Here is an 18,076-nt window from a genome sequence, read left to right on the forward strand (position 1 = left end):
ATTAATTCAGCGTAAACCTTAAACTAAACCCGAAATTACTGAATGAAGTATTAAAGGTTTGCGAAGTATATGGCTTTGTAATATTCGAATCGTAAAACAATTTGATATTAAATTTCTGATTCAACACATAATCTACACTTGGCCTTAATGTAATGTTCTTCGCGCCTGAAGAAACTTCGGCTTCTGTAACATCAGCCCGGTAAATAACGGTTTTATTATCGCGGATAGCAACATCCAATTTGAAATCCATGTTGTTATCCATTTTCAGGCTTTTAAACCATCCAAATGGGAAGCGGAATTTATTGGTACGGTAGCCTAATCCTAAAACCATATTGTTTTCTGATAGCTGTGCCAGCTGGCTGTTTGATAAACTCAATCCCAATAAACGTGAACGGTTTAATTCGAAAGAAGCAGTCAGGTTATTTTTAAACCTGGTATCAACGCCAACCAAGGGAGAAAAATATTCAGAAATGGTTACCTGAGCAAACTGGTATTCAGGTAAAAAGTTATTGTTTACATCTCTACTGCTAACCGCGCCATTGGTTTCCTGATAACGCAATAATGAGTTAAAGCCATTAATATTGTAGGCTGAGCGATAGCCGTGTCTGATATCGACAGACGAAAATTTATCGGCGATAAAAGGAATACGTGTTAAACCACTATAGGTTAAACTCCAGTTTGGAAGTGGAATTTTAGGGAAGGCATTCATTTTTGTTTTTCCGGCATCTTTGCCCGAATAAGCTGCCATAAAAGCAGAAATAATTACATCCTGACTTTCTTTACCGTAACCATCGGCATAACCGCCGTTTATGCCTCCTGAATTTGGATTCTGAGCACCCAATCTTCGGGATATAATGATCCGATTGGCCATAAACTGATTAAACAGACCCGAAATTACCGTTGAGTTATTTTCTTTGAAAGCCGTACCCAAAGCAATATATGATACGCTATAATCGCCCGTGGTAATGGCACTTAAGTTTTCGAACGATGATACACTGGCTACATACCTGAAATTAGTAGAAAAGTTTCTTGTTTGCGCCTTATTGGCTTTTAGCGTAATCCGTAAATCTTTAAATGGCTCTACCTGGCCGGTAAGCTGAAAATCTTCTCGGAGCGTGTTTACATATAACTGGTTCTGTAAGGTATCGGTAGTTAACCATCCGTTGTTTAATGCCATATCGCGAATATCGCGCTGACTTCCGAAAACAAAGCCCAAACCTGGTGCCCCCGTTGCATTATCGATACCAAAATACTTGGTGGTTGGCAGATAGCCCGGCAAGAAAATACCTTTGGTTTGTACAAAGCTGGCATTAACGTTTTTTACACTCGTTAATAGATTAATAAAAAATGTCTTAGCACCACTTCCTTCCTGATCGTTGCCTGCCTTTCTGATAAAACCAAACTTATTGTATAAAGTAGTTAGGTTTAAGGTCGGATTTACCTGTACTGTTCTGCTGTTCTGTATGGTATTGCCCAAATTAATATTCGGGTCGCGTAAAGTAGAAAGCGGCTCGGTTTGCCAGTTAAAGTTGGTACCATAACGGGTTTTTACTGTAATCCAGTTTAGTCCTGGTATTTTATCAATTGGCAGGTTATAGGTAACGTTTAAATTATGGTTATAATCGGTTGTACGCCCTAAACGTTTTAAGTTTTGCCAAACGGTATCGCGTTTTAAACCATCAAGTCTTCCATCTGGTTCGTCAATGATCGAATAATTTGTGGCATTAAAATCTAACTGTAACGAACGGGTAAGGTTCCAGGCGATACCATAAATCCGGCTCATGGTAAAGTTTTTGTTAAAGGTGGTACCATAACCACTCTGGTAAACCCCGATGGTATTATTCGGGTCGTTATTCCGTAAGGTATTTTCTGAATATAAGCGGTCTACATCAATCCTGAAATTAATAGCGCTTGGAAAAATGCTGAAGTTAAAATCCTTCAGTAAGGCCAGCATGTTCGATTTAATAATTTTTTCAAACGGTGCTATTGTTTTGGCTTCTCTAGAATAACTATACTGCAGCGATGCCCTGTAGGTATTCTGAATACTGCTCTGATTAATAAAATCGCGATGATTATATTGCGTATAAGCATAACTGGCAGCAAAATTTTCAATATCCCATAGGCGAACAGGTTTACTGTTATTGGTCCGTTCTTTTCTAACGTTGGTAAAGTTTATGCCTCTTCTAACGGTATAATCCTGTGCAAAGTTCAAAATCGAATCTTTCTGTTCTTTTGTCGACTGCTCCAATGCATTTTTAAGCTCAATATCCGGTGTTCTAGGATTGTACTGCGGTGTAGAAACCTGTTTAGAGTAACTCACAAACATCGGGATTTTCACACCCGATTTTTGCGGCAGAAACTTACCTAATTCCATGGCAGAAGAAACATCCAGCAATACATTATCGGCACGGTTCCGTTCACTCACTTTCGAATCGATAGATCCGAAACCGATGGTAGATTTACTTCCCGAAATATTTACATCTGCAAAATCAGCCAATTTTAAGTTCAATCTTCCCGTAGCTGCCCAACCGCCTTTTTCGTCAAATTCAGTTAACCTCAATTCGTTAAACCAAACCAGTGCATTTTTATCAAGGCCATCATCGTTCCGTTCATCACTGGCGGCACGGAGCGGATTTTTAATCCCCACCATATACACCCTAACCTTGCTCATATCAGGTTGCCCTTTAACTATAATGGTTCTCGTTCCGTCGGTATAGGTAAACGGAACATTTGTAGGCCATGGTTGTCCGTTGGCTTGTTTAGCTACGTTACGGGCGAGCTTAGCATTTTGGAAAAGTGTTAAATCAATATCCATTCTATTGGCTTCCGGCCAAATGGCATCAGGATCGCTTGTACCTGGACTGGTTACCTTTAACGGGATTACATATTCATAATAGTTATCCTGGTTATCGGTTCCGATTCTTAAAAATGCAGCAACATCATTGTCATTTAAAATTTGGTTATTAACAGCCTCGGCATGAATAAACATTTCCAAATGTTTGTAAGATCTGAAATCGCTGTAGGCTGTTTTAAATGCAGCTCTACCATAGCCATCTCTTAACGATTTTACAATAACCGATAGCGATTGCTCATTTAAACGAGTATCGCCACGATAGTTGCTATAGTCGCGCTCGCGAAGAATGCCCGGAGGGGTAACATATGGAATCGGTGAACGTTTTCCATTTTCTTCAATGTTTACTGTCGAAACTTCAATAGTAGAATTATCAGGGGTAAGTGCCGGTAATGATGGGTCTACAATTACCTGTGCAGCTTGGTTGGCTGCATTATACTCTCTCCATTCGCCGCGGATTAACTGCAACTTTGCAAAACGCATTACAGCAGTATCAGCGAAATTGGTCATAAACATCCTGAAGAAACGGATCGATTTAAAATCCTGGATACCGCCTACTTTCTCCTGGTACTGACCGATTGGGATTCTGAACTGATACCATGAAACAGCCTGGGTATTGCCATTGGCTAATTTTACCTGCGAGGTAACCTTATCGGTAATAAAGTTCTGACCAACATTTAAATCTCCCGGGCGGATCGAAACTTTATACTGAAAATACTCATCACTTTGTGTCATGTTATTATCGCGGTTGATGTCTTCCCCGTCGGGTAAAGAAGTAGATGCAGAGTTTTCAAGTCCTAATTCTTCTTGCGACTGTTGCGAAGTTTTAGAGTTTCCTTCCGTTCCGTTATATTTTTCGTAGCGTTTGAGAATACCCGCATTAATCTGGTCCAGTGCCGGGCCTCTGAAGTAAGTATAATTATCTGATGATGGATCGGCATCAAGTGCGGCAGAAGCCGTGGCATTTAACTGCGATTTAATCTGCGTAATTGCCGCTGCAAATTTTACTTTTTCATCAGCATCTGATAATCCATCCAAACCCACATCTTGTGCCCTACGCGAACTGGCATTGTTATCGAAAGCCTGTACAACGGGTTGCAATTTGGGCACACGGCCCCAAGCGGTTTCTTCGTATTTGCTTGGGTCGTTTGTGGCTGGCAGACCATTCTCTAACGATTTCCGGCCATCCTTAAGGATATCTTCTGAGATATTCCCCAGATTAAAATACATGTCGCCACCGGCAGAATTTGGCTTATAGATGAATGGATCCATTACCCAAAACTCAATAAAGCCCACATTTAGGGCTTCAAAATCGTTGGTTTCGATTTTTCGTTGGAAACCTCCCCAATTATTTTTAGGCTGCAATAATGTTCCATCGGGACTAAAGCCGGTAGTACGGAAGTTATAAGGCCCCCTAACGGTTGGGTAATATGCCACATCGAAAGTGGTAATATTTAAGGCTTGCCCGGTTGCCGTTTCTTTAAACGGAAAAACCTCCTGTTCAATTACCTCTCTCACATAGTGATTGGAAAGTTCTCCTCGGTTGCCCCTGATATTGGCCGGAGTGGTAGATGCTGCTGAGTTATAAAAAGTTGGGTCGATGTTATAAAATGCAATTCTTGCCCGATTGTAACCATAAGATAAATCGTTGGATCTATCAAACTCTGAGAAAAGCTGTGGCGTACCTGACAGCTGCCAGGCAATGGCACTCTTTAAATCTATTACCGATCTGGATGCTTCGAAATCATCTAAGTAACTTACTCCGTTTTTACTGCCGGCAAAATTCAACGCCCTTGGGTGACCAGGGATCAGTTGCGCAAACTCACCATAAAACGTTACACTCGAAGGTGCTTTGGTTGAAATAAACGGAAGTTTATCAACCAGTTTTGTTAAAAATCTTGACGGCGAGCTGTAATTAATATCAGCTCCCCAAATGGTATTTGAAATAGGTTCTTCGCCAATATTTACCTTTTGGGTTAAAGGTTTCTCGGTTAGGTTCATGATGGTACCCCCAAGGTTTAGCTTATTGTTTACACGATAATCTAAACGGGTTCCAAAAAGTGATCGTTGCTGCAGGCCAAAGGTTTCACTGTTTTCTGTAGTGATCCTAATGGGTTGACCAGATACCAAAAGTGCCTGATTGATGATGCTCACCCGGCCACCCTGATAATCGACAGTAAAATCTATCCCCTCAGTTAATGGCATCGTTCCTGCAAAAACCTTTACCGATCCTTCCGGAACGTTAATGGCATTTAAACTAAATTCAGAAGAAATATCAGATTGGTAATTTACCTTAATGGTGTACCTGTTCTGGTTTTGAAACAGCTGTTTAGCGATGGTTTGGGTTGAATCGTAAAGCGCAGTAAAAGTATATTTATCGATCAAAGCCTGCTCGCTCGGTAAAAACTTTGCAGCTAAATCTTTACCAAATGGCTCAATTACAGGAAAAATAATCCTTCCATTTGCCGGATCGATGGTTATATAACCCGAATTGGTATTGGTAACCAACGAAGTTTGCCCATTGCTCCCCACGCCGAACATACTTGCCTGATTGGCATTGCTTGCAGTAGAATAAGAGCCAAAAGCATTATTTGCGGCCACAAAATCGAAAACTCCATCCGGCCTGCGTTCATTTTGCTGGTTCAAACGGTCGAATTCGGTTAAGGCAATCCACTGCTTATTTGCAGTATTTTGTCCTTCAGTCATTACCGGATTATCCACACCGGTTTCATTGTCGATGCGGTAAATATCAAGTTTAAAATTCTGACTGCTGATCTGGTACCCTCCGATAGAGTAAATATTTTTCATCATCAGATCCCATGTTGGCAATTGAATCTTAGTGGTTTCGTTCTTTAACAATTTAGCATAAAGCACTTTTGGATTTGCCGCATCAAAAGAAACATCGGTAGAAAACTCACCAACCTGATACTCTACACCGTTATAGGTATAGCGGTAGGCAACAGCTAAAACCTCATCGGCATTTAACGGATTGTTCAGCGATAAATAACCCAGTTGCGGCTGAAAGGTAAACTCACGCTCGGTTAACTTTCTGGCATAAACCAATTTGGCAAAGTTATCTGTATTGCTACTGTTAGCTGGCGTTGTCTGGAAGAAAGAAAGGATAGCATTGGAATTTGTCTGTCTTATAGCCCCGCCCTGATAAGCATTTAACTGCGAGATCAGGTTGTTTGATTGTTGCGGGAAACCCGTAGCGGTAGTTCCTGCCGGCAAACCAGAAGTTCCTCCGGTAATTAAATTATTGTTAAAAGGAACATTTTCACCCAAATCAATCAAACCCAATACATCTCTGGAGTCGGTGGTATTACCCGCCTTATTGGTAATCCATACCTCAATTTTGGTAATCTGGATCGGAGAGGTGATAATAGGTGCGTTAGCGAGGTTCTTATTGTAGTTATTCCTAAAATATTGTGATAAAAAATAGTGTTTATTAGCCTCGTAGCTATCAATATTTACCGTGGTGGTATTTTGTTGCGCTCCATTGGTAATTTTAATTTCCCGCGATTGAGATTTTTGCTGCGTATAAACACTTGTTACGTTTAAACGCCCGAATTTTAATTGTGTTTTAATACCGAAAAGTGCCTGGGTTCCGGTAATTAAAGAGGTATTTAAAGGCAAGCTTACATTACCCGCTTCAATTTTCTGGATAATATCATCGGGTCCGCCGGTATAATCGAGTTTAATCTGATTTTCGAAATCAAATTGGGCCTCGGTGTTGTAATTGCTTTTGATTTTTAGTTTGGTTCCGATGTTACCAACAAGATCCATCTGGATCCTTTGGTTAAAATCGAAATTGGTCTGCACCCGCTGTCTTTCGTTAAAAAGCGGATTTTCATTCTTATTTACCCGGCCTAAAAAGGTGAGTTCTGCCTCTCCACGGGGCTGAATGTCAATGGTTGTTCCACCGAATAATTTTTCGAAAGCTTTGCTGTTTACCTGGATCTGCGGAATAATACCAGTGCTTCTGTAATCACTTACTTCTGCATTTGAAATGCTACGCCAGTTACCGCGTTTTATCTCACTGTTAACCAATCGCTGGTATTCATCAATGGTTAAATATTGTGTGTTTAAAACAAATTTTTCGCCAATTAATTCCTTTACCACATAACGTTTATTCTTGGCATCGTATTCTACAACACGTTTTAAATTGCTAGGCGCCGGATAAAATGGATTAATGGTCGGGCTGAGTCCCAAACGTTCTTTCTCGCGTAAACTAAAATTATTTTTTGGGGTAATAGTATCCGTTTTGCTTGGAACAACTTGAGAGAAAGCGTTTTGAGAAGCAATTAAGAAAAGAGGGATGAGAAACAGAAATGTAGATATTCTCTTCAAAGGCAGTAGATCTATAAAGTTTTTAAAGCTTGTTTAATTAGTTGCTCTACCGAAAGTGTCCCCTCTGTCACTTTTAAAATCTGGTCAATAGTTTTTTCGGCGGTTTGTTTGGCGAATCCGAGCATTACTAATGCTGATAACGCTTCATCTTTAACAGTATTGTGTTGAGGCATAAAAATTAATGAATCTGCCCCTTCTTTTTTTAGTTTGTCCTGTAGCTCTAAAACCAGGCGTTGTGCGGTTTTAGCTCCTAAGCCCTTAATTCTTTGAATTAGGGGTAAATCTGCTTTAACAATTGCGGTCTGGATTTCAACAGGTGTGATAGATGATAAAATCATTCTGCCTGTATTTGGTCCAATTCCCGATACCGATATTAAGTGTAAAAATAAACGGCGTTCGCCTTCATCGGCGAAGCCGTATAATGTATGTGCATCTTCTTTTACATGCAGCCAGGTGTATAGTTTACACCTTTCTGCATCAGCTAAAGCACTGTATGTATTTAAAGAAATGTTTATATGATAGCCTATACCTCCTGCTTCAACCACAACATATGCTGGGTTTTTGAATGTCAATTTACCATCAATATAGGCGTACATATAATTCTACTTTTTAGTTGTTTTTCCAAATATACCTTTTCGTTTTGATGTTGCAATTTCTTCTTTTGCTTGCACATCTACAACAGCAATGGTAACCATATTGACGATTTCGCGTACAGAACTACCTAATTGAACAATATGAACAGGTTTATTCAGTCCTAACAAGATCGGACCAACCGCTTCGGCGCCGCCCAACTCTTGTAACAATTTGTATGCAATGTTTCCAGACTCCAGATTTGGGAACACTAGAGTGTTCGCCGGAGCATCAGCTAATGTGCTAAAAGGAAAGTTATCTTTTAACAACTCATTGTTAATGGCAAAGTTTCCTTGCATCTCTCCATCTACCACAATTTCAGGATGGTTTTTATGAAGCAAATTAACAGTCTCCCTTACTTTATTCGGGGTTACGCCATCGTTTGAGCCAAAATTTGAATAAGATAATAATGCAATACGTGGTTTGATGTTGAACTGTTTTACCGATTTATCGATCAGCAAGGTAATATCTACCAGTTCTTCTGCGGTTGGATCAACATTTACTGTGGTATCACCAAAGAAAACCGGACCTTTTTTGGTCATCATCATGTACATACCGGCTACACGCTTTACGCCCGATTTTACGCCGATTACCTGCAAGGCTGGTTTAATGGTGGCAGCATAGTTTTTGGTTAAGCCCGATATCATTGCATCTGCCTCACCAAACTCGACCATCGAAGCCCCGTAATAGTTACGGTCTCGCAATAGTTTAGTGGCATCACGCATAGATGAAACACCTTTGCGCTGGCGTTTTTTGAAAAGCGCTTCGGCATATTGTTTGGTCTTTTCCGGATTCTGCATCTGATCGATGATTTCTACACCCTCCAGTTCTAAAGCATGTTCATCAATAATGGCCTGTATTTTATCTCTATTGCCCAAAAGGATCGGAATAGCAATATTATCATCTTTTACAATCTGGGCCGCTTTTAGGATTTTATAATTATCAGCCTCGGCAAATACCACACGTTTAGGGGCCATTTTAGCCTTGGTGGTTACAGCCCTCATAATGGCATCATCCAGGCCTAAACGTTTTCTCAGTTCTTCGTTGTAAGCATCCCAATCGGTAATGATTTTTCTGGCCACACCACTTTCTATTGCAGCTTTTGCCACAGCAGTAGAAACTTCGGTAATCAACCTGAAATCAACCGGTTTTGGAATGATATAATCTTTACCGAATTTTAGGTTACGGGCATTATAGGCTAAGTTAACTGCCTCTGGAACTGATTTTTTAGCCAGTTCGGCAATGGCTTTAACCGCAGCAATTTTCATGGCTTCGTTAATACTGGTTGCCCTAACATCCAACGCTCCACGGAAAATATAAGGGAAACCCAACACATTGTTCACCTGGTTGGGATAATCAGAACGGCCGGTAGCCATAATGAGATCTTTACGGGTTTTAATGGCCAGTTCGTATGCAATTTCAGGATTTGGATTGGCCATGGCAAAAACAATCGGATTTTTAGCCATACCCATTAACATTTCAGGTGAAATTACATTTGCAGCCGAAAGTCCGATGAAAACATCTGCACCTTTCATTGCTTCTCCAATGTTCGAAATATCCTTTCTGGTAGTCGCAAAGCTCATGCGGATATCATCCAGATCAGAACGGTGGATATCAATTAAACCATTGATATCAAACATCACCAAATTCTCTTTTTTAACCCCTAAACTGAGGTACATTTTAGAGCAGGAAACAGCTGCAGCACCTGCGCCACTTACTACAACCTGAATTTTATCGATTTTCTTTTTCTGGATTTCGCAGGCATTTAATAAAGCTGCGCCAGAAATAATGGCTGTTCCGTGCTGGTCATCGTGCATTACAGGGATATTCATCTCCTGTTTTAAACGGCGCTCAATTTCGAAACACTCCGGAGCTTTGATATCTTCGAGGTTGATCCCCCCAAAAGTTGGCTCCAATGCTTTAACGATCTTTACAAAATCATCAACATTTTCGGTATCAAGCTCTAAATCGAATACATCTATATCAGAGAAAATTTTAAATAAAAGGCCTTTACCTTCCATTACGGGTTTACCGGCTTCGGGGCCGATATTGCCCAGACCTAAAACGGCCGTTCCATTACTGATTACTGCAACTAAATTACCTTTGGCGGTATATTTATAAACATCTTCTTTATTATTTGCTATTTTTAAGCAGGGCTCTGCAACTCCCGGCGAGTATGCTAAAGTTAAATCCCTTTGTGAGGTGGTAGGTTTCGTGGGTACTACTTGTATCTTTCCCGGACGGCCTTGCGAGTGGTAATCCAACGCATCTTGCTTTCTATTCGTATTACTCATTAAGTAACTTATTAGTGACGGCGCAAAGGTACAATTCTTTTCATGAGGCTTAAAATAAAATACCTTTCAAAAAAAGTTAAATGAGATGTAAGAGACTGAAGCGTCGTCCTGATGCTGAGTCGATAGAGAAATCCTTAGCTATTGCTCATAAATCTCTCCGCTATGGTCGAGACCACAGCATGAACAGATCCTTCACAGATGCCTTGTAAAGGTACAAATGTTATTTTCTTAGATAAAAAGGTCTTCGACAAGCTCAGACTGACAATACAATATAAAGTAAACTATCCTCTGCTAATTTTCAAAATCATACCAACTTGCAAACCAGCTTTTGATAAACGGTTATCTCTTCTGATGCGCTGAACGGTTGCACCGTCAAATTTCTCTGCAATTTCAGACAGGGTATCGCCGGTTTTAACCTTGTAACTTAAAAACGATGAAGGCACCTTTAATGGCATCCGGTTTTTGGCGTAAATCTTTAGTCTTTGTCCTGGTACCAGCGTTTTACTTTTTAAACCGTTCCAAACCCTTAAATCCTGTACCTCTACACCATATTTATTGGCAACAGTTGTCAAACTTTGTCCGGAGGTAACTTTATGATAAACTACAGCGGTTGTAGCGATACTTTTAGTTTTTTTCTTTCTTAAATCTCTTACATCATCAGTACTGGCGGCTACCACTTTCATGTTCACATCCACGTCCTGATTATTAAGCACATCATAAATACCTGCGTAGTCGATATCCCTTAACTTGGGCATCACAATACGCTTCGGTTCATCATCTGTACCATTTACAATTTTTTTCTTGTACGATGGATTTAAAGCCAGAATCGCAGCCTCATCAACATTTAACACTTTTGCAAGCGTAGCTAGCGAAACGAAACGGGTAGTTTGAACCGTATCGGTTTTTAAGAACATGCTCGAGGCCTGCGCCGTAATCTGATGTTTGCCAGAATAATTCATTACATAAACTGCGGCAATAAAGGCGGGTACATAATTTCTGGTTTCTTTAGGTAAAAACTGCCTGATTACCCAAAAATCCCTCGATCCGGCTTTATCAATAGCCCGGTTAACATTCCCCTTTCCGCAGTTATAAGCGGCAATGGCCAACAGCCAATCGCCAAGCTCTTCAAAAGCATCTCTAAAATAGGCTGCCGCTGCATAACTGGCCTGGATGGGATCTTTACGTTCATCAACAAAATTATCCATCTTTAAGCCATAGGCCTTACCAGTGCCGAACATAAACTGCCAGATACCCGTAGCCCCAACTCTGGAAATGGCATGCGGATTCATCTGCGATTCGACGATCGTTAAATATTTTATTTCCTGCGGAATATTATAATCTTTTAAAGCTTTGTCAAAAATCGGGAAGTAATAGCTCGATAAGCCAATCATTTTCCCGAACATATCTTTACGCTTGGCATAAATATCGATATACTGCTGAACGTACTCGTTGTAAGGAAGGGGTACCGTTTTAGCGATAGAATCGAGCCTGAGTTTATAGATAAAATTCTGGCCCATGGTTAATGGGTTTTCTGAAACAGCCGGTACAGCTACGGTATCGGTATTGATAAAAATGTTGTTGTGAATCTTCGGAAGACTATCCAGTTTGAGGGTTTGTTGCGCGGAAGAGGAAGAAACATATCCTAAGCAAGCACAAATTGAAGCAAAAAGTATTTTTTTAATCATGGGCTATTGGTTTAAATTTTCATTAACCGTGGCATGTGTCCCCACAAAGCTTTACACAGAACTCTCTTTCTTTTCATAACAAGGAAAAGCGTAAGAACCTGCGAACCTTCTAGACCAAGCCTAAAAAACAGTTAATAAAATGCCATTGCCATACTTAACTTATAATGCTTTTTGCATTAAGATTGGTTCGTACCGCGCAATGACGATAAAACTATGATAAAAATGCCTGAGAAAAAGCCAGAAGCTTATCTTCCTCAAAATGTTTGGCTGTAAACTGTATACTTAACGGCAATCCTGCTGCATTATTGCCTAGTGGCAAAGCAATAGCCGGGTTCCCGCTTAAAGAAGGCAATACGGTAAAAATATCGGCCATATACATCACAATTGCATCCTGAACATTATCGCCAATTTTAAAAGCTGCTGTTGGTGCCACAGGAGAAAGAATTAAATCATAACCCTGAAACAAAACATCCATTTTTTCTCTGATCAATCGGCGAACCTGCTGTGCTTTCTGATAGTAAGCATCGTAATATCCCGCACTTAAAACAAAAGTACCTAAAAGGATACGGCGTTTTACTTCCTCGCCAAAACCTTCGGCGCGGGATAATTTATAAAGTTCATTTAACGATTTCGCTTCTAGGTTACGATGTCCGTAATGAACGCCATCATAACGCGAAAGATTTGAAGAGGCTTCAGCCGTTGTTAAGATATAATAGGCCGGAACCAGATAATCCAACAGATCAAAAGAAACGTACTCAACGGTATGCCCATCTGATCTGAGCTGCTCGATTGATTTTAAAATAGCCGATTTGATTTCGGGATCGAGGGCTTCGCTCTCAATAGTCTCTTTTAATACAGCTATTTTTTGTTTTTTATGTTCGTTCAAATGAGCAGGGTAATCGGGCACTGCAACAGGAGAAACAGTAGAATCGTAATCATCAGCGCCAGCTAAAACCTGTAAAAGCAAAGCAGCATCTTCTACTGAAGATGTAATTGGCCCAACCTGATCGAAAGAGGAAGCATAAGCAATAACACCATACCTTGAAATACGACCATAAGTAGGCTTAAGCCCAATCTGACCACAAAATGCAGCTGGCTGTCTTACGGAGCCACCAGTATCGGTACCCAGGGCAGACAAACACATATCGGCCTGAACGGCTACAGCTGAGCCACCTGAAGATCCACCAGGAACAAGATCGGGATTTGCTGCATTTTTAGCAACCCCATAGTATGAAGTTTCATTGGAGCCGCCCATAGCAAACTCATCACAGTTTAAACGGCCGATAATAACGGCATCTTCCTGTAACAATCGTTGCACAACTGTAGAAGAATATGGAGATACAAAGCCCTCAAGCATTTTTGATGATGCCGTAACGATATGGTCTTTATAACAGATATTATCTTTAATACCGATCACCATCCCTGCAAGTTTCCCTGCAGTACCTTCTTCTATTTTTTGCTGTATCGCTTTCGCCTGAACTTCGGCCGACAAAAAAAACACCTCATTAAATGCATTGAGGTGTTCATTATTTTCAATTTGCTTAAAATAATAAGCTAGTAAATCGGGTAAAGTTAATTGCTTTTGCGCAATGAGTGTTTGAATCTCTTTAAGAGAGCTGTATTTCTTCAAAACTAAAATTATTGCAATTAAACGGTTTTATCACGGTTAGACGGATCTACCTGTTCTCCATCAACGCCATCTTTACCATCTTTAAATTCTTTAACACCTTTACCTAAACCTCTCATTAGTTCAGGAATTTTTTTACCACCAAATAATAACAATACCACTACCGCAATAATGATAATTTCTGGTGTTCCAAGCATTGCTGCTATTGTTGTATTTAACATAACTTTTTGTTTAAACTTTTTCTTTGTCAGTTATAATTTTTTCGTCAGTAGGCTTTGCAAGATCAATATTTGGTGCACTTGCCTCTGCCTTTTCATCAACAGGCGATTCTTCTGTTGGATGATGGCGCTGACTATGGTTTACCGCTGTTTCTTCTGCTTCTTCTTTATCTAAATCCATTGCATTGATATTCCTATGGATTTCACGCTTAACACCATCAGAGGCATCTTTGAATTCTCTGATCCCCTTCCCTAGCCCTCTTGCAAGTTCAGGCAATTTTTTACCTCCGAACAACAATAGAACCACCACTAAAATGAGCACGATCTCTGATCCACCCATGTTTAAAAACTCTAATAACGTGCCTTGATACATCACTAATATAATTTATACAAATATAGACATTTTAACTTGTCTTAAGTTTATTTACTAATCCAGGCTTCAGGATTTAAAGTTCCCTGGCCTCTTCTAATCTGGAATTTTAAAATGGCATCGTCACCGGTATTTGCCACAAGCCCAATAGCCTGTTTGGTTTCAACTAAATTACCTACACTTACACTAACCGATCTTAAGTTTTGGTACACTGTAAAGTATTCACCGTGGTTAATTACTACGGCAGTTCTACCCATAATATTTTGCACCATAACAACCTTACCTGCAAATATACTTCTAACAGTTGCCCCATCAGTTGTAGTGATATCTACACCATCGTTGGTATAACTTGCCTGGTCGATCTTATGTAAACCAAACCTTTCGGTTATTGTTCCTGTTGCTACCGGCCAAGGTAACCTTCCTCTGTTATTTTCAAAACCTGCCGATAATCTGGCTGCTTCAGGTGTTGCAGTAAGCAATTCTCCTGTCGATTTTGCCTTAGCGGTTGGTGTAGTTGGAGCAGTAGGTGCAGGTCTATTTTCAGCCTTGGCTTTTGCTGCCGCAATCCGCGCTTCTTCAGCTGCTTTTCTTCTTGCCTCTTCCGCGGCCTTCCTTCTCGCTTCTTCAATTGCCCGCTGAATTGCGGCACTAATGGCTCTGTCTATCTGGGCCTGTTGTTTTTTACGGCTGGTAATATCCTGTTTAAACTGTTTTTCGTCCTTGCTCAGTTTGTTTAATTCTACTGATTGTTTACTTTTATCTTTACTTAAACGCTCACGCTCCCTTTCCTGTTCCTTCAGCAGATCACTTTTTTCCCTGAGTGTTTTATCCAGGACTTTAATCTTACCGTTCAGGTCTTGCTGTGTATTTTCGATGTATCCGGCCTGTTTTTTACGATATTGACTAAACTGCTGTAAATACTTTATTCTTTTATATGCCTGGTTAAAATCCTTCGCTGCAAAAATGAACATCATTTTATCGTACGAATTTCTGTTGCGCTGTGCAAAACGGATCATCCCAGCGTACTCTTTTTTAAGATCGCCCAACTGACCTTGTAACGTATGTACGGTATTTGTGTTCTGAGAGATTTGGTTATCCAGATTTTTTATTTCAGAGTTGATTGTACCGATTTTATCCTGGCGCAACCTAATCTGTGCATTTATAGTATTAATCTGCTGTATAGTAAGCTTTTTACCATTTGCAGTTTTATTCAAATTCTTTTGAAGCTGTTCAATTTCGCGTTGTATAGCTTCTTTTTTCCTTCTGAGCTGGCTTTCAGTTTGTGCAACCGCCGAAAGGGTTAACACGCTTAAAAAAAGGATAAATAGGAGTTTTGGTAGCTTCATTAAGCCAAAAGTATAAAAATTTTGTAGTAAAAAATATTAAAATCGAGATACTAAAGTCATAATTGCTTATTACAGAACTGTCTTCACTCAATCTTCATACATAACAAAGATTGCCAGAGCAGCTGTACGAATGCAGTACCTAACCTGGCAGATCACTTGATAGAATACTTGAATGTAGTTTTTAAACCTACTTTACAACCGTAAATCTCTTTGGTACATTAAACGGAAAATCGACCGGAACATTGCCATCAATTTTCACAAACTGTAGGTCGATATTTATCCGCTTTGCTTTAGATAGTGTTTTGATCTGCAATGCGCTAGGGAATAATGATTCGTTTAATTTTTGATAGTCGGTATACGTAACTTTTAGCGCCTGACCATTTTTAGCGTCATTTAAATTAGTTTCAGATACTTTAAACAGCGTGTTAAAAAGCAGTTTGTAATCCAACTCCGATTTGCTTCCAGAAACCACCCAAACACCATTTTCCTGCTTAACATCTGATTCTGCTGTTAAAAACTCGCCCATGGCATTGCCCGTTAAAATGGATTGTAGGGTATTAAAATTAACCTGTTTATTGGTGAAATTGTAAATATAGCTAAACGGTTTTTTCAGGTATTCGCTTTTCATCCGGTTCATGATCTTGATGCTATCAGGCGTAATCAAAGCCCTTGCCACCTCTGCCATTCCACCTAAGGCCGTAATGCTTACCCAAATGGTTTCCTTGTCTTTCATCTTGAAATTCATGGTTACATCGTTTGCATCACCAGCAATATCTAAAGTTGCTTTAGCTTTTAAAGAAAGTGTATTAAATTTAAGTTGTTTGCTATTTAGTAGTGTTAAGGCCTCTGCTTTCGAATTATCTGTTTTGGTTTCTGTTTTGGTAGGAGGAGCCACCACAATTTCTTTTTTAGGTTTACATGCCGAAACAAAAATTACAGCTCCTAATAGGAATGCGCTATTTAAAATACTTCTTTTCATTTATCTTTTTAATTAATACTTCTGATCCGTTTCCGGCCTCTTTTGCTTTTTGCCATTGGATTAATGCAGCATCCTTTTCACCTTTCATAAAAAGTATATCGCCATATCGCTCCAAGTAAACACCGTTTTTGCTGCTATTGTTTTGCAAAGCCTTTTCTATCCACGTTTTCGCCAGATCGTATTTTTGCTGTTTAAACAGAATAAAGGCGTAAGTATCTACAATTGAGGGATTATTGGGCATTGCATTGGCCGCTGTTTCTGCATATTTCGCTGCCTTGGTTAAGTCGTCATTTCTTAACGCCAAATAATAGGCATAATTATTCATGATGAGATAATTATCGGGTTCTATTGAAATGGCTTTTTCGAAAGCTGTTTTAGCTGAGGCGAAATTATTCTGGTTGATGTAGATATCGCCCTGTAATGCATAAATCTGCGCCTGCAGGCTTTTATTCTCCACATCTAACTGTAAAGATGTTTTTAAATTGCTTTGAGCGGGCTCATATTTACCTGTTTTAAACAGGGCATAAGCCATATAATAATATAAGCTGGCCTGATTGGGGTAAATGCTTAAAGCCTCATCGCCAACCTTTATGGCTTCCTCATAGTGTCCGAGCAGTGTTTGGATATTAATTACCTGTTCCCACACTACATAAACCTGTTCATTAAGTTTTAAAGCAGCCTGATATTGGGCCAATGCCTCTTTTAAGTTATTCTGCTGATAAAGTACATCGCCATAAAGTGCCAATGCTTTTGCATCAGCCGGATTTTTTTCCGCTACCAGTTTACTTAGTTCAGTTACATTTTTGGCAACAGTGGGTTGGTTAAGTTTCGGAAAAAGTGCAGCGATAATCTTTACCTTTTCAGTAAGTGGCATTTCACTGCTTTCGAAAGCCAATTTTAAGGAGGAAAATGCAGCTTCGTCATTTTTCTGCTTGCGGTAAATATCGGCCAAAGCCAGGTTTATCTCAAAATTATTAGGTTCGAGCTGCTGGGCTTTGGTTAATACCTTTAATGCTTCCGGATCATTTCCCTTCTGCAAAAGCAAACCTGCAGCATATAAATAGTTTTTTACATCGGCCTGATTGCCTTCCAGCAATTTAACAATATCACTTTCAGTAGCATTGCCGTTAGATTGCAGACGTTTTCTGGCGTTTGCCAAATCTCTTGATTCGCCAAATTTAGCCTGAATTTCATCATAGGTCTTTTTTGCGGCATCCTGCTGATTGCCTAAAAACTGCGCATTGGCTTTATCAAAATAATAAGCATCGTTTTCGGGATCGAGGCGGATCAACTGATTAAAAACCTCAATTAGTTCGGGCATTTTATTGGTGCGCTTGTATACCTCACCGAGTAAGCGCCAGTACCATAAATTGCCGGCGTTTAATTTAATGGCCTGTTTTATGTTCTGTTCCGCTTCCGGAAGTTTATCTAAACGCAGGTTTGCATTGGCCAGCTCAAAATAGGCCGCGTGGTTATTGGGGTCTAAGCCAACAATTTTGTTGAAATTGGTAGAGGCAACAACATAATTTTCAGACATTTTCTCCCGTAAGCCCGCAAAAAACAATTGTTTTACCATATTGCTATCGCGATTGGTACTTGGGGTAACCGTTCCCTGCCCAAAAGCCTGTAAGCTCACTAAAGCAGCTCCAACAAGAAAATATACTTTGTATTTCATATCATTTATCAATCCAAATAATTTACTCCAGACCAAGGACTTTTGACTTAG

10 protein-coding genes are annotated in these 18,076 nt (G+C 39.9%); all 10 read right to left on the reverse strand.

Going from position 1 to position 18,076, the window contains the following annotated elements; genetic code table 11:
• Position 1: 1 nt before the first annotated feature.
• A complete protein-coding gene (gene sprA / locus ACN9MR_RS21145) occupies positions 2-7,201 on the reverse strand; it encodes a cell surface protein SprA (protein ID WP_426326493.1) in 7,200 nt (2,399 codons plus the stop codon).
• A gap of 11 nt (positions 7,202-7,212) precedes the next feature.
• A complete protein-coding gene (ruvA, locus tag ACN9MR_RS21150) occupies positions 7,213-7,797 on the reverse strand; it encodes a Holliday junction branch migration protein RuvA (RefSeq protein WP_426326494.1) in 585 nt (194 codons plus the stop codon).
• Between the two features lie 6 nt (positions 7,798-7,803).
• On the reverse strand, positions 7,804-10,125 hold the full coding sequence (locus tag ACN9MR_RS21155) for an NADP-dependent malic enzyme (RefSeq protein WP_426326495.1): 2,322 nt from the start codon (positions 10,123-10,125) through the stop codon (positions 7,804-7,806).
• A 281-nt stretch (positions 10,126-10,406) separates the two neighbouring features.
• Entirely contained in the window at positions 10,407-11,810 is a 1,404-nt protein-coding gene (locus ACN9MR_RS21160; protein ID WP_426326496.1) for a transglycosylase SLT domain-containing protein, read from the reverse strand.
• Between the two features lie 211 nt (positions 11,811-12,021).
• Positions 12,022-13,440: an Asp-tRNA(Asn)/Glu-tRNA(Gln) amidotransferase subunit GatA gene (gatA, locus tag ACN9MR_RS21165; RefSeq protein WP_426326497.1), complete on the reverse strand. Its 1,419-nt coding sequence runs from the start codon at positions 13,438-13,440 to the stop codon at positions 12,022-12,024.
• A gap of 17 nt (positions 13,441-13,457) precedes the next feature.
• Positions 13,458-13,658 (reverse strand): Sec-independent protein translocase subunit TatA/TatB, encoded by a 201-nt coding sequence (locus tag ACN9MR_RS21170; RefSeq protein WP_029287719.1) that lies wholly within the window; start codon positions 13,656-13,658, stop codon positions 13,458-13,460.
• A 10-nt stretch (positions 13,659-13,668) separates the two neighbouring features.
• Positions 13,669-13,995, reverse strand: coding sequence for a Sec-independent protein translocase subunit TatA/TatB (locus ACN9MR_RS21175; RefSeq protein ID WP_426326498.1), 327 nt, complete (start codon positions 13,993-13,995; stop codon positions 13,669-13,671).
• Positions 13,996-14,075: 80 nt separating this feature from the next.
• Positions 14,076-15,371: a murein hydrolase activator EnvC family protein gene (locus ACN9MR_RS21180; protein WP_426326499.1), complete on the reverse strand. Its 1,296-nt coding sequence runs from the start codon at positions 15,369-15,371 to the stop codon at positions 14,076-14,078.
• A gap of 187 nt (positions 15,372-15,558) precedes the next feature.
• Positions 15,559-16,350, reverse strand: coding sequence for a DUF4292 domain-containing protein (locus ACN9MR_RS21185; RefSeq protein WP_426326500.1), 792 nt, complete (start codon positions 16,348-16,350; stop codon positions 15,559-15,561).
• Entirely contained in the window at positions 16,328-18,025 is a 1,698-nt protein-coding gene (locus ACN9MR_RS21190; RefSeq protein ID WP_426326501.1) for a tetratricopeptide repeat protein, read from the reverse strand. The genes ACN9MR_RS21185 and ACN9MR_RS21190 overlap by 23 nt, the downstream gene beginning before the upstream one ends.
• Between the last annotated feature and the right edge of the window lie 51 nt (positions 18,026-18,076).

The sequence above is a fragment of the Pedobacter sp. R-06 genome (genome assembly GCF_049913135.1).
GTDB lineage: Bacteria > Bacteroidota > Bacteroidia > Sphingobacteriales > Sphingobacteriaceae > Pedobacter.